Annotated in this window: 11 protein-coding genes; 3 read left to right on the top strand and 8 right to left on the bottom strand. The window is 70.9% G+C overall.

Going from position 1 to position 14,183, the window contains the following annotated elements; genetic code table 11:
* Positions 1–23: 23 nt before the first annotated feature.
* From EDC02_RS31870 to EDC02_RS31835, 8 genes are read right to left on the bottom strand one after another with little or no spacing between them, the layout of a single operon-like run.
* Entirely contained in the window at positions 24–683 is a 660-nt protein-coding gene (locus tag EDC02_RS31870) for a PolC-type DNA polymerase III (protein WP_123605943.1), read from the bottom strand.
* On the bottom strand, positions 665–1,702 hold the full coding sequence (locus EDC02_RS31865; RefSeq protein ID WP_233606555.1) for a DegT/DnrJ/EryC1/StrS aminotransferase family protein: 1,038 nt from the start codon (positions 1,700–1,702) through the stop codon (positions 665–667). Before EDC02_RS31865 ends, EDC02_RS31870 begins: the two co-directional genes overlap by 19 nt.
* Positions 1,699–2,730, bottom strand: coding sequence for a radical SAM protein (locus EDC02_RS31860; RefSeq protein WP_123607294.1), 1,032 nt, complete (start codon positions 2,728–2,730; stop codon positions 1,699–1,701). The genes EDC02_RS31865 and EDC02_RS31860 overlap by 4 nt, the downstream gene beginning before the upstream one ends.
* A complete protein-coding gene (locus EDC02_RS31855; RefSeq protein WP_158632386.1) occupies positions 2,727–3,413 on the bottom strand; it encodes a thymidylate kinase in 687 nt (228 codons plus the stop codon). The genes EDC02_RS31860 and EDC02_RS31855 overlap by 4 nt, the downstream gene beginning before the upstream one ends.
* Entirely contained in the window at positions 3,410–4,219 is an 810-nt protein-coding gene (locus tag EDC02_RS31850; RefSeq protein WP_123605941.1) for a bifunctional 2-polyprenyl-6-hydroxyphenol methylase/3-demethylubiquinol 3-O-methyltransferase UbiG, read from the bottom strand. Before EDC02_RS31850 ends, EDC02_RS31855 begins: the two co-directional genes overlap by 4 nt.
* Entirely contained in the window at positions 4,216–4,707 is a 492-nt protein-coding gene (locus EDC02_RS31845; RefSeq protein WP_233606554.1) for a phosphoribosyltransferase, read from the bottom strand. Before EDC02_RS31845 ends, EDC02_RS31850 begins: the two co-directional genes overlap by 4 nt.
* The gene (locus EDC02_RS31840; protein ID WP_123605939.1) at positions 4,697–5,413 is read right to left on the bottom strand and encodes a 7-carboxy-7-deazaguanine synthase QueE; all 717 of its coding nucleotides are present in this window, start codon (positions 5,411–5,413) and stop codon (positions 4,697–4,699) included. Before EDC02_RS31840 ends, EDC02_RS31845 begins: the two co-directional genes overlap by 11 nt.
* A complete protein-coding gene (locus tag EDC02_RS31835; protein ID WP_123605938.1) occupies positions 5,410–5,793 on the bottom strand; it encodes a 6-carboxytetrahydropterin synthase in 384 nt (127 codons plus the stop codon). Before EDC02_RS31835 ends, EDC02_RS31840 begins: the two co-directional genes overlap by 4 nt.
* Positions 5,794–6,129: 336 nt before the next feature.
* Here EDC02_RS31835 and EDC02_RS31830 point away from each other — a divergent pair, with 336 nt between their 5' ends.
* The 3 genes from EDC02_RS31830 to brxD are packed head-to-tail and all read left to right on the top strand — an operon-like array spanning position 6,130 to position 14,152.
* Positions 6,130–9,963, top strand: coding sequence for a phage resistance protein (locus EDC02_RS31830; protein WP_123605937.1), 3,834 nt, complete (start codon positions 6,130–6,132; stop codon positions 9,961–9,963).
* Entirely contained in the window at positions 9,960–12,827 is a 2,868-nt protein-coding gene (pglZ, locus tag EDC02_RS31825; protein ID WP_233606553.1) for a BREX-2 system phosphatase PglZ, read from the top strand. The genes EDC02_RS31830 and pglZ overlap by 4 nt, the downstream gene beginning before the upstream one ends.
* Positions 12,824–14,152: a BREX system ATP-binding protein BrxD gene (brxD, locus tag EDC02_RS31820; RefSeq protein WP_233606552.1), complete on the top strand. Its 1,329-nt coding sequence runs from the start codon at positions 12,824–12,826 to the stop codon at positions 14,150–14,152. The genes pglZ and brxD overlap by 4 nt, the downstream gene beginning before the upstream one ends.
* The last annotated feature ends 31 nt before the right edge of the window (positions 14,153–14,183 follow it).

Below are 14,183 nucleotides of genomic sequence, written 5' to 3'. Positions count from 1 at the left end.
TTGTCCTCCTCACACCGACGGGATCAGAACAGGGCAGCCTGCTCGGGTCGGCCGCCCCTGGACTGGTAGCCGCCCACGGCACGCAGCTCGCGCAGGGATCGCCACTTGCCGGTCCGCACCCCATCGGCGACGACGCGGCGGAACACGTCGGCCGTGACCACGACGTCCGGCATCGCCCGGTGTCGACCAGCAGGCCAGGAGAGCCCGAGGTGATGGATGAGCAGGTCGAGTCGGTGCGAGGGCAGCGCAGGGAAGATGGCCCTGGCGAGACGGACCGTGTCGACGAAGTCCATTGCGGCCAACCGGGGGCAGTGGGCGCGGTAGTCGTACAGGATCCCGGCCTCGGTCGGGGCGTTGTGCGCGACCAACAGGTACGGCGGCCGGGTCAGGCGGGCGTCGAGCCGGGCCAGCACGGTGGCGGCATCCGGCTGCCCAGCCAGCATCTCGGCGGTGATGCCGGTCTGGTCGGTGTCGGAACGGGCCAGTGAGGCGTGGCCCGGCGGCCGGATCAGCGCGGTGAACCGGCCCACCTCGATCAGCTCGGCACCGCGCGGCCGCAGCGCCATCGCCGCGACGTCGATGGGTTCGGGGCGGTACCCGGTCGGCGTGGTGGCCTCGAAGTCGATGACCACGAAACAGACAGCACGGAAGTCGGCGTCGTCGGTCAGCAGGGTCGGTGCCATCGGCGAGCCTCCCGAATGATCGTCTTCGCGTATCGGTCCAGGCGACCGTCGTGATCGTGGTCGTTGAGTACAACGGCCAAGGTGCGGTCGACGACCGCCGCCGCGTTGCGGCACGGTGTGGTCGGGAGTCCGGCGAAGACGGGCTGGCGGTCGGCCGGCACCAGACGAAACGTGCCCACGCTGTTTGGCACCCCCTGACGGGCCAGGTGCTCGCAGAACGCGCGTGGGGCCGGCAGGGTCACCGAGGCCAGCAGGCTGTACCCGTTCCACTGCTGCTCCGCAGACACGTCAACGACTTCGATGCCCGGGGTCCCGGACAACAGCTCACGGAGCAGCCCGGCCTGCCGCCTGCGTCGGGCGAGGAGCGCGTCGAACCGGGCGAGGTTGGCCCGCGCGACGGCGGCCAGGGGCTCGGCCAGCCGGTAGTTGTGCCCTGGTCGGGTCGCTCGGACACCCGGGTACGGAGGCTGGTGGTGGGACCGGAACGAGCGGGCGTACGCGTACAGGTCGTCCCGGTCGGTGAGCAGGTACCCGCCTTCACCCGACCACAGCACTTTGCCGTCCTTCATGCTGAAGCAGCCGATGGTGCCGAAGGTGCCCGCATGCCGGCCGCCGACCTGGGTGCCCTGGGCCTGGCAGGCGTCCTCCACCACATCCACCCCGTACCTGCGAGCGAGCCGCAGCAGCCGGACCGAGTCCCCGACCCGGCCCCACAGATGCACCGGCAGGATCGCTCTGGTGGCGGCGGTGATCTTGGTGGCGAGGTCATCGTGATCGAAGTCAGTGCCGTCCGGGGTGCAGTCGACGAAGATCGGCCGGGCACCGGCATGGATGACCGGTGCGACGGACATGACCACCGACAGCGCCGGTACGAGGACGTCGTCGCCTGGGCCGAGGTCGAGCGCAGCCAGGGCGGTGTGCAGCGCGGCGGTACCGGAGGCGACCGCGACGGCATGTCGAACGCCGAACTGGGCGGCGAGCTCCCGCTCCAGGGCCTCGGTGTGAGCGGTACCAGTCACGACGAGCTCCCCGCTGCCCACAGGAAACTGTCGAAGTCCATCAAAGGCCACATGTTTACGCAGTCGACCGAGAACAATGCGCAGTCGGCACACGTCGTGGCCGGGCCGAACAACGCCTTGGCACTGTTGCCACGGATGTCGCGACGCGGCCGATGGGCACTGGCGGCGATCTTCAAGCTGGACGGGCAGTCCCAAACGCTGCCATCGGGCTCGATGAAGAAGAGGTTCGTGCCGCCGAAGCAGTTGCGTACCATGCCGGGAACTGCGGCAGCGACCGTGGCGACGACCTGACCCGGGTACGTTGGCGCGGGCAGTGGTAGCGGCTGCTCGGCATAGAGGCGATCCAGCACACGCTCCAAAGCCGGCGCGTCAGCCGGGGTGAGCGACAGGGTCTGATGCAGCGGATGGCCCCGCTGCAGGGCTATCGGCTGCGGTACGAAATAGTCACAGCCGAGCCGGGCAGCCAGCACGGCCATCTCGGTCACCGCGTCCAGGTTCCGCCGGGTGATCACCGTGTAGATGCCCACTCGGGGCGTGGACCCCGTGCCACGCGCGCCCAGCAGCGCTCGTATCCCGTGCGATACGTCGACGTGGCCGTGCTGGCCGTTGCGGGCTGGACGCCAGTGATCGTTGTAGCTGGCATCGGCGGAGTCCAGCGAGACCGATACGGCATCCACACCGATGGCGAGAATCCGCTCCACGAGCTGCGGCCGGTTCAGCGGAATCCCGTTGGTGCAGAGCACCACCTGGACCCCGGCCGCTTTGATCGCGGCGACGACATCCAACACCGGCGGCCAGATCAACGGCTCGCCCCCGGCGATGAAGATCCGATCGACCCGCGAGCCAGGCAGCGTGTCGACGAACGCGACGATGTCGGTCAGGTCCAGATCGGTACGGGACAGGTGGGACAGCATGCCCGGTCCGTCGGGCAAACCGGCCCGGTGCTCCTCGACGGTGCCGAAGTAGCAGTACCGACAACCGAGGTTGCACGGCGAACGCAGCGCCCACAGCAGCGACACCCCGGTCATGCGGCATCGGCCTGTCGCAACACCGGGCGACACCAGGCGTCCATCTCGTCCAGGACGTCCTCTTCGGTCCGGCCGGTCAGGTTCACCACCTGGATACGGTGCGGATGAGCGGCGGCGAGCCCGTCGTACAGACGCGCGATCCGGGCGAGCAGATCCCGGTCGGCCGGAGCCAGCGGCGCGCCGAGCCGTGCCTCGAACCGATCAATGCAGCGGTCGAGGTCGTCGACAAGCAGCAGGGTCAGCGTCGGCTGAGGCCGCCACAACTCGACCGTCTCACCGAGCCGGCGCATGGCCTGTTGGGCGACGTCGGGTGGCTGGCCGGAGCCGAGGATGGCGGCCTGGTACACCGCGACCGTGTCCGGCCCACGGTCCTCCAGCACCACGGCGGGCGGACGCGGGGCGGTGCGGGTCAGTCGTTCGTACTCGTACACCTTTAGCGCCAACAGGGCGAATGTCTCAGTCAACGGATGTCCGGTGCGCAGGAAGGTGCCTCCGGGGCCGGTGAGGGCGGCGACGACCCGCCCGGCCAGCTGGTCGGGCCCCTGCCCGGCTCCCTGGTCGGTCAGTTCGCTGAGCATCCGGCAGGAGCCGCCGAGCCGGTTGGCGAGCCGGCTGCTCAGGTACGTCTTGCCGACCCCGTTGATCCCCTCGACGCTGACCCAGCGGTGGGCAGGGCGGTTCACGTCGCCCGCCGGCACACGTAGAGCACCTCTGTCGCCGCCTCCGGGAGAGCCGCAGCGACCATCGGCGCAAGCAGCGCGGGCGGCACGGTCACGCGCAGCTGTTCGTACCACTCCGCCGCGCCAGTACCGAACCGGGCTGTCAGCGCCGCAGCGGCCTGCCCGGCTGGTGGCGGTAGCAGCCCTACCCGATGCTCGACGGTCAGGCCGCAGTCGGCCAGGACCGGCTCAAGCTCCGCGATGTTCCACTCATAGACGTGGACCCGGTACTGCAACGGTCGAGGCGGGTCACCAGGGGTGTTGGGGGTGGACAGGTAGAGCAGCCCGCCGGGGCGCAGTGCGTCGGCGATGTGGCGCAGGCTGGCCACCGCCGCTGTGCGAGGCAGGTGCTCCAGCGCCGACGTGTAGACAGCCACGTCGAATCCCGAGCCGACCGCCGCCGGCCAGGGCGCGGCTGCGTCGCACTCGACGAACTCGATCGGGAAACGCGGCCCGCCGTAGCGGGCGTCGAGCCGGTCGACGGTTGCGCGTGCCTCGGTCAGGTTGTCGGGGGAGATGTCGAGCCCGACGTACCGATCGATGTCGCAGTAACGGTAGAAGGTCGGCAGTTGCAGACCGCGTCCGCAGCACACGTCCACGACGCGGGTGCGCTCGGGGCACCGCTGCGCGATGTACAGCCGCTGTGCCAGGTTCATGACGCCCGATGGTTTAACCTCGCCGTCCGCGATCGCTGCGGGGAAGTCGTCCATTTGATTGACCGAGTACGGTCCGATCATCGGCGTGCCCGGCCGGGTCTGGTGAGCCGTCATCGGGTCTCCCACGGGAAGATCACCCACCCCGATACCTCGTCCCCGAGCAGTGACACGGCCTGATCGGGACGACCCGGGCCACGCCAGTTGACGCGGTTGGCAACGCAGGCGGCGGTGCGGATCCGGACCGCCCCGGCGGCCCGGACGAGGTCGACGGTGCGCGCGATGGTGGCACCGGTGCCCACGATGTCGTCGATCACCAACACGTCCAGCTGGGCGAGGTCACCGAGGCTGGCCGGGTTGGACACCTGCGGCTCCGCCGTCTTGCTCGCACCGACGGCGTCACTCTGGGTGTGCACGATCTCGATGGCCCGTACCGTCCGTACACCGAGCGCGTGGGCGACCATCACCGCCGGTACGAGTCCGCCCCGTAGTACGCCGACCACCGCGTCCGGCGTTCCGTCGGCTCGGGCGCCGGACGCGAGCCGGCCGACAATGGTGTCGATTTCGGGCCAGCTGAGGGCGATCGGCGGGGGCTCAGCGGCCACGTTCGTTCCCCCACAGCAGCACGTGGAGCCGCGGTGTGAGGTGCCAGCCATGTGCCAGTGCGGGACCGGTGAGGGCACGCATGCCCGAGACCACGGCCTCCTCGGTGACTCCCTGCGGCATGACCCACACCGGCGCGAGCTGGTACCGGTGCTGCAAGTCGACCAGTTCAGCGACATCAGCATGATCGCTTACGACGAACTTGAACACGGTTTTACCGCACGCTCGCAGGGCACGGAGCGCGGCGGGCCGGATACGACGGCTGGCTGGCACACCGGAACCAGCCAGCTTCGGTGATGCATTGAAGGTGGCCAGATCCACAAGGCTGTGGTGGGGCGCGACCGTGGCGTTGGTCTCGATCTCCACCCGCCGTCCTGCGGACCGGATCGCGGACACCAGCGGCAGCAACCGCCGGTGTTGGATCATCGGCTCTCCGCCGGAGATCACAATCAAGTCGGCCTCCCGCCCCAACACCCAGTCGACAAGGGTGGAGAGTTCCATTTCGCGGGATTCTTCAGCTGGATCGAAACGCGACCAGTCCCAGGTCCACGGGGTGTCGCACCAGGCGCAGTCGAGGTTGCATCCAGCAAGGCGGACAAACAGCGCGCGTTGTCCGGCGGAGGGACCCTCGCCTTGCAAGGTGGGGCCGAAGAGTTCGGAGACCCGCAGATTTCCCTCGTTGAGGGTCGCCTGGTTCACGGTGATCACTTGGTTCGGTCCGGGCTGTACTCCGCCCAGGTGGAGTCCGTTTCGTGAACCCGTACCGAGATCAACGTCCCGTGGATACCGGGCTCAAGGTTATCAATGATCCAGATCGCGAGGTGCGTGGCCAGGTTCTCGCTCGTCGGCGGATGTGCCATGACGTCATTGAGATGGCGATGATCGATCTTGTCGTCCAGGTGATCCTTGAATGGTGCCAGATCCCCAAAATCGGTCACGAACCCTGGTGGGACTAGTTGATCTGCGCGGAAGGTGACCTCGACCCGGTAGTTGTGCCCGTGCAGGCGTGCGCACTTGTGCTCGGCCGGGAGATCGGGCAACTGGTGGCTGGCACTGAAGCTGAAAACTTTACCGATCTTGTATCCCACTGCGGATCATGCCCTCCTGCCGGGCCCCGGTTCCGATGTTCCAGCCACGAATGCGCTGTGTCACCCGCGTGTCGTGAATCCGTCAATCAGGCCTACCTAACGCATCGATGTTACACGATTAGGACTTGATCGAATAAATTGATCAAAGATTGTCATCGATCATCACCTGACGTGCCAATGTCATCCGATCCTGCGTTGATCGGATCAACGCCGGCGTCCAGTCCAGCTCGTGTCTGGCGCAGCAGCGTCTTCGGAGACGGGCGGCATGGGCCTAGGATCGACGGGCCGAGGCGATCCCAGGTTCACACGTGCTCAACCAGGTGGAGAGGAGCGGGAATGACGCTGCTGCGGGATCTGATCACCATCCCGACCTCGGTGGGCGACTCCGACTTCGTCGTACGCGCCGCCGCCGGTGCCGACCTGACCAACTACGTCGTCACCGACCAGCTCCGGGACAGCTTCACCAAGGCACTCGCCAAGGTCCAGCACGCCGTCACCACCGGCCGGTCCCAGGCAACCTTCCTGCACGGCTCCTTCGGCTCCGGCAAGTCGCACTTCATGGCCGTACTGCGGGAGATCCTGCACGGCAACCCCGACGCCCGCGCGCTGCGCAACCTCGGCGAGCAGGTGACCGTCGCCGACAGGTGGCTCACCGGGCGGCGGCTGCTCACCCTCACCTTCCACATGCTCGACGCCCGCTCGGTCGAGCAGGCCGTGCTGGAGGGCTACCTCAACCAGATCACCGCACTGCACCCCGACGCGCCGACGCCCGCCGTACACCGGTCCGACGCGCTGCTGACCGACGCGGCCCGGCTGCGCGCCCGGATGGGTGACGAGGCGTTCTTCGCCGCGCTCAGTGACGCCGACCCCGGCGTCGCCGCCGGGTCCGACGCCGCCGGCAGCGCCGCCGGATCCGCCTCCGCCGTCAGCTCGGACGACGAAACCCCCGGCCTGGCCGTGCTGCACAGCCAGCGACAGGGTTGGACCGCAGACCGGTACGCGGCGGCCGCCGCCGAGCCGCCGGGCACCGCCGACCGCGACCGGCTCGTCACCGCCCTGACCACCGCGTTCTTCACCAACGCGGTACGCAGCGGCGAATACCTCGACCTCGACACCGGACTCGCCGTCATCACCCGGCACGCCAGCAACCTCGGCTATGACGGGATCGTCCTCTTCCTCGACGAGATGATCCTGTGGCTGTCCACCAAGATGAGCGACCACGTCTTCGTCAACACCGAAGGTGCCAAGCTCAACAAGCTGGTCGAGTCGGCCGACGCCGACCGGCCGATCCCGCTGATTTCATTCGTCGCCCGGCAACGCAACCTGGAGGAGTTCCTCGGCCCGCAGGTCGGCGGCACCGAACGCGAAGTCCTCGCGCTGGTCCTACGCAGCGTCCAGGGCCGGCTCGGGGAGATCCCGCTCGCCGACACCAACCTGCCGGAAATCACCGAGAAACGGCTGCTCAAGCCGCGCAGCGACGACGCGAAGGCCGAAATCGACCGGGCCTTCGCCGTCGTCCGCGGCAACCGGCAGGTCTGGGACATCCTGCTGCTCGGCGCGCAGTACGGCGACGCCGGGATCGGCTCCGACGCCACCGCCTTCCGTAAGCTCTACCCGTTTTCGCCGGCCCTGGTCGCCACCCTCGTCGCTCTCTCGCAAGCGTTGCAGCGGGAACGGACCGCGATCAAGGTGATGACCGAGCTGCTCGTCGAACGCCGCGACACCCTGCGGATCAACGACCTCATCGGGGTGGCCGCGCTGTTCGAGCCGCTGGTGCTGCGCGGCGAACTGCCCGACCGGGTCGAACTCAAGCAGCGCTTCCAGGCCGCCCGCGAGCTGTACGGCAAGAAGCTGCGCCCGCTGCTGCTGCGCCTCAACGGCATCACCGAAGCCGACGCCGCCGGCAACACCCAGTTTGAGCTCGACGACAAGCTGATCAAGACGGTGCTGCTCGGGGCGCTGGTGCCCGAGGTGCCCGCCCTGCACAACCTGACCGCCGGCAAACTGCACGCGCTCAACTTCGGCACCATCACCTCGCCGATCCCCGGCTACGAACACCAGATTGTGCTCAACCGGCTCAACAAGGTCGCCAACGAAGCCGGCGAGCTGCACCTCACCGACGGCGCCGACCCGGTCGTCACCATCGAGCTGCACACCGTCGACTACGACAAGCTCCTCGACTGGGTCCGGCCCGAGGAGGCGACCACCGGCGGCGCGTTGCAGCAGCTGTTGCGCGAGCTGGTCAGCACCGAGATCGGGCTGACCGGCGCCACCGGGCAACTCGGCGAGCTGCAACACCCCCGCGAATGGCGCGGCCGGCGACACACCGTCCAGGTCAAGTTCGGCAACGTACGCGACGCCGACAGCATGCCCGTCGCCGCGCTGCTGCCCACCGGCGACGCCTGGCGGATCGTCATCGACTACCCGTTCGACCCGCAGGGCCGCCCGCGCAGCGACGACCGGGCCCGGATCGAAGCCCTGCCGCGCGGCGAACGCAGCGTCTTCTGGCTGCCGCTCTACCTCAGCGACCAGACGATGGGCCACCTCGCCCAACTGTCGAAAATCAACTACCTGCTCGGCGGCACCGGCGAACGGTACAACGACGCCGTCCGGGACTGGTCGGTGAGCGAACGCCAGCAGGGCCGCGCCTACCTCCAGCAGCGGCAGACCCAACTGCGCGGCACCGTCGTCAACGCGCTCAAACAGGCGTACGGCATCGCCGTAGCGCAGCCCGGCGACGTCGTCGAGGACAGCGTCGGGGTGCTGCACACCCTCGACGACGCCGTCGACGGCGAACTCGGCGACCCGCGCGGCGGCACCCTCGCCCAGGCGTTCCACAACCTCACCGGCCAACTGCTGGCCGCGACCTACCCGGGCCGGCCGGCGCTGCCCGAGGACGAGAAACCGCCGACCAGCGCCGAACTGGCCAAGGTCCTTACCTACGCCCGGCAGGCTGTCGCCGACCCCACCCGGGGCGCCACCGTCCCGGCCACCGACCAGCGGACCCTGCGGCGGATCTGCAACAACCTGCAACTCGGCGAGCTGGCCGACCACCGGTACGTGCTCACCACCAGCACCAGCTACTGGACCCGGCACCTGCTGCAGCGGGCCGCCGTCGACGGCCACCGGGACAGCTTCCCGGTGCACCGACTGCGCGGCTACCTCGACCAGCCGGAGCCCCGAGGCTTCGACCGGAGCCTGCAGAACCTGATCCTCTGCGTCTTCGCCCTCGACCACCAGCTCGCCTGGTACCTCAACGAAGGCCAGGTCACCGTCGACCGGGTCGACGCCGTCACCGACGCCCACGAGCTGAAGTTCCCGCCGATGCCGAGCGACGCCGACTGGCACCGGGCGATCGAACGCGCCCAGCACCTGTTCGGTCAGGTGCTGCCGGCCTGGCTCATCCCAGCAAACCTCGCCAAGGCCGCGGCCCAGGTCCGGAAAGCCGCCACCGAACGCGGACCGGCCGTCAGCGACCTGCTCGACCAGCTCACCGCGCACGCCGGCACCCTCGGCCTCGACCCCGCCGCCGACACCGGTCGGATCGGCGTCACCCGCCGCCTCGCCCGGCTGCTCACCGACCTGCGCCACGAACGCGACGACGTCGTCCTGATCGCCCAACTCGCCGGCGCCGACCTCGGCGACATCGACGACGCGACCGCCGGTACGGCGATCGCCAGCGCGCCGACGATGGTCCGCGCCCTGCGGGACACCCAGTGGGCGGTGCTGACCGCCATCACCTCGATGGCCGCCGACGACCAGCGGGCCCGCGCCCTGGTCGACCGGCTGCACACCGCCGCCGGCCACCACCAGCACTCCCTCGACCTGGTCGGCGAGCTGCACGCCGTGTTCGGTGCGGCAGCCGCACTGCTCGCCGAACGCCGCCCCACCTCGACGCCGGACCCGGCTCCGGACCCGAACCCGGACCCGAATCCGAGGCCGAACCCGCAGCTGCCCGACGGGGATGCCACGATCACCGTCGCCGACCCCAGCGGTACGCGGGCCATGGGCTACGACCACACCGGCGGCGGCTCGCCTGCCGTGCCCGGTGCGAAGCCGCCGCGCCAGCGGACCATCGTCGACGAGGCCGGCCTCAAGGAACTCACCGACGAGATCGGCGGCGAGCTCGCCCAGGGCAGACGGGTCCGGATCACCTGGGAGACCGAGTGACCGCAACACCCACCCGATCAACCGCAGGCCCGACCCCGCCGGGCAAGCCGGACATCGTCCGGCCCGACGCGGTACGCCGCAAAGTCGACGCCTGGCTGAAGGAGGACGACGGCACCGACGCCATCGCGCTGCGCGCCGCACCGGTCTGGGACAGCGATGCGGTGATCGTCGTCGGCCGCGTCCGGCTGCAGGTCGTCGCCTGCCCGACGCCGCTCGCCGCCCGCGCCGCCCTGCACGACCGAGCCGACGACGAGAAGCTGGTGCTGCTCACCGACCTGCCCGACGCCGTCCTCGGCGACGGGCTGCTCGCCCACCTCAGCCGCCAGTCCGTCCGCAGCGTCAACGCCTGGGAACTCGTCCGGCAGATGTTCGGCGGCGTGCGACTCGACCCCAGCCTGCCGACCGACCGCCGCTGGCTGCCCGCCGCGCTGGCCGACCACGCCCCCGTCGACGGCTGGCCCACCCCGCCCGGCACGATTCTCACCCGCGACCACGCGCTGCGCTGCCTCACCGCCGAATTGCTCGGCATCGAACGTGACCAGCTCGACGCCTCCGGGCTGCTGCAGTGGACCACCGACGCGCAGGCGCAGCAGCGGTTCACCGACAGGGTCGCCGCCGACGTCGCCGACGGCATCACCGCCTATCTCCGTGACGTCGCCGGGCCGATCGCCGAGCCGGTGATGGCGGCGGTCCGCGCCGGCCACGGCGTCGACGTCATCCCCATCGGACTGCTCGCCGAGGTGCTCTGGCCCACGCCGGCCGGCGGCACAGCCGGCGGGCCAGCCGGCGCGGCGGCCAGCGGGCCGGCCGGAGTCGAGGTCGCCGTCGCCCGGACCCGGCTCGAACCACGCTTCGGCACCCTGCGGATGACCCCCGTGCAGGCCGCGGCGCTGCACGACGCCGCCGACGCCTGGGTGGCCCGCGCCCTCGACTCCGACGACGAGCTGGCCCGCCAGCAGGGGCTGCGGCTGGTCCGCCGGGCCGAGGCCATCGCCGCCGACATCGAGCTGACCAGCCAGCTGGCGGCGTCCAGCCTGCTGCCCGCCGGCGTCACCTGGCGGCTGCGTGCCTTCGCGGCAGCCGTCCGCGCCGCTCTGCCGCCGCCCGGCGCACCCGCCGCCGGCACCGTCACCACGGCTGGGCTCGGCCGGGCCGAAGCCGCGTTCAAACGGCTCAGCGAACACCGGGCCGCCGACCAGGGCAGGCGGACCACCGCCCATATGGCCCTGCGTCTGCTGCGCTGGCTCAGCCGGCCGGCTGGCCAGCCACCCCGGACCCTGTACGCCGCCCTGCAACGGCAGGTCACCGTCGACGGCTGGGTGGACCGGGCCCGGCTCGACGTCTTCGCCGGCGACGTCGACCCCGAGGTCGCTGAGGCGTACCAGGCGCTGCACCGGGCCGTTGACGCCCGCCGCGCCCGCCACGACGAACAGTTCGCCGGCTTGCTCGCCGAAGCCACCCGCGCCGACGCCGAACCCGGCCGGATGCTGCGCGTCGAAGACGTCCTGGACCGGGTCGTCGCCCCGATCCTCGACGCCGGACGTCAGGCGCTGCTGCTGGTCATGGACGGCATGGGCGTCGCCGCCGCCACCGAACTCGCCGAGTCACTCAGCCGCGACGGCAGCTGGATCGAGCTGACCCAGGGCGGCGGCCCCCGGGCCGGTGTCCTCGCCGCGCTGCCCACGGTGACCGAGGCCAGCCGGTGCAGCCTGCTCAGCGGCCGGCTCGCCGTCGGCGGCCGGCAGACCGAGCAAACCGCGTTCGAACGGCGGTTCACCGGCGGTCGGCTGCTGCACAAGAGGTCCCTGCGGGCCGGGGCAGGTGCCGCCATCGACCCCGAGGTGCGGGCCGCGATCGACGACCCGACCGTGCCGGTGGTAGCCGCCGTCGTCAACACCATCGACGACTCCCTCGGCTACGGCGAGCCCGGCAGCACCGTCTGGGGCCAGGACACCGTGCCGGCCGTACGGGACCTGCTCGCCGTCGCCCGGCACCGGGTAGTGGTGATCGTCTCCGACCACGGGCACGTCGTCGACCGGGGGCCCGAGGCGGTCACCCTGCCCGGCGGCGACGGGCAGAACAACCGGTGGCGACCGGTCACCAGCAGCACCGGCGACAGCGCCGGTGACCGGCTCGGTGACGGCGAGATCGTGGTCACCGGGCGGCGGGTGCTGCTCGGCGGCGGCACCGTCGTGCTGCCCTGGCGGGAGGAGCTGCGCTACGGCCCCCGCAAGGCCGGCTACCACGGCGGTGCCACCCCGGCCGAGGCCGTCATCCCGCTGCTGATGTTCACCTCCGGCGACGAGGAGTCGGTGCCCGGCTGGCAACCCGCTCCGGTCGCCAGCCCCGACTGGTGGCGGGAGCCGGTCTCGTCGGGTGCGCCGACCAAGGCCGGCACCGGCGGCGGCCGATCCGGTACGGGCGGCAGGCGCGCCGGCAAAGGCGGCCAGTCGGCCAAGCCCGTGCAGACCGAGCAGCTGTTCGACGTACCCGCCGATCCGCAGCAGCCGCCGCCGGTGGCCGCGCCGCCGGCCGTCACACCAGCCGATGCGGACCGGGCGCTGATCGACCGCCTGCTCGCCAGCGAGCGGTACGCCCAGCGCCGCAACCCGCGCACTCCACTCGACGACGACCGGGTCGCCGCCCTGCTCCGGGTGCTGCTGGCCGGCAACGGCCGGGCCGGGCTGGAGACCCTCGCCGCGCAGGCCGGGGTGCCCGCGCACCGGATTCAGGGCACGGTGACCGCGTTGCGTCGGCTGCTGCAGGTCGAGGGTTACCCGGTGCTGACCATCGACGCCGACGGGCAGACCGTCCTGCTCGACAGGACGCTGCTGGTCGAGCAGTTCGACCTCGGCGAGTCGTGACCGTGCCGACCCCGCCGGGCAGCCCACCGGAGATCTCGCCGCGTCGCCGCCGCGACATCATCGACGCGCTGCGGCGCGGTGCCGTGCCCGCCAACGGCCTCGATGCGCTCGCGGTCGGGCTGGACCGGTTCGCCGCCGCCATCGACGACGACCTCGACCGGGTCGCCGGTGGCGGCAGCGTCTTCAAAGCCGTCCGTGGCGAATACGGTGCCGGCAAGACGTTCTTCGCCCGCTGGCTGGCCGAACGGGCCAAACAGCGCGGCTTTGCCGCCGCCGAAGTGCAGATCTCCGAGCTGGAAACCCCGCTGCACCGGATGGAGACCGTCTACCGACGGCTCGTCGAGCACCTCAACACCGAACAGTTCGCCGCCAGCGCGCTACGGCCCGTCCTCGACGGCTGGATCTTCGCGCTGGAGGAGGACGTACTCGCCTCGGGAACCGTCAGTGAATCGGACCGTGACGGGCTCGACCGGGCTGTCAGCGACCTGCTGGAACGCCGCCTCGCCGAAATCTCCCGCAGCACCCCCGGGTTCGCCGCCGCGCTGCGCGGCTACCGCACCGCCACCGCCGCCGGCGACCAGCCCACCGCCGACGGGCTCGCCGCCTGGCTCGCCGGGCAGCCACACGTCGCCGCCGCCGCCCGCCGGGCCGCCGGAGTGAAAGGCGACCTGGACCACTTCGCCGCGCTCAGCTTCCTACGTGGCCTGCTCACCGTGCTGCGCGACAGCGGCCACCCCGGTCTGCTGCTCGTCCTCGACGAGGTGGAGACCCTGCAACGGGTCCGCTCCGACTCCCGGGACAAGGCCCTCAACGCGCTGCGCCAACTCGTCGATGACGTCCACGGCGGACGGTTCCCCGGCCTGTTCCTGGTGATCACCGGTACGCCCGCCTTCTACGACGGGCCGCAGGGTGTGCAGCGCCTCGCCCCGCTGGCCCAACGCCTCGCCACCGACTTCGGCGGCGACCCCCGTTGGGACAACCCGCGCGCGGTGCAGCTGCGGCTGCCCGGCTTTACCGTGCCGGCGCTCGTCGAACTGGGCGTACGGGTCCGCCAGATCTACGGCAGCGACCGGCTCGCCGGCCGGGTCGACGACGCGTACCTGACCGAGCTGGCCGACGCGGTCACCGGCAGACTCGGCGGCAAGGTCGGGGTGGCGCCCCGGATCTACCTGAAGAAGCTGGTCGCCGACGTGCTCGACCGGGCCGACCAGTTCGCCGACTGGGACCCCCGGCAGCACTACCAGCTGACGCTGCGCTCCGACGAGCTGACCCCGGTCGAACGCAACGCGGCCAGCGCCGGCGAGGTCCCGTTGGACCTGCCGTGACTCGTCTGGCCCGTGTCGTGACTCGGCGAAC

Source organism: Micromonospora sp. Llam0 (assembly GCF_003751085.1).
Lineage (GTDB): Bacteria > Actinomycetota > Actinomycetes > Mycobacteriales > Micromonosporaceae > Micromonospora_E.
This window is presented reverse-complemented; position numbering and strand designations above follow the sequence as displayed.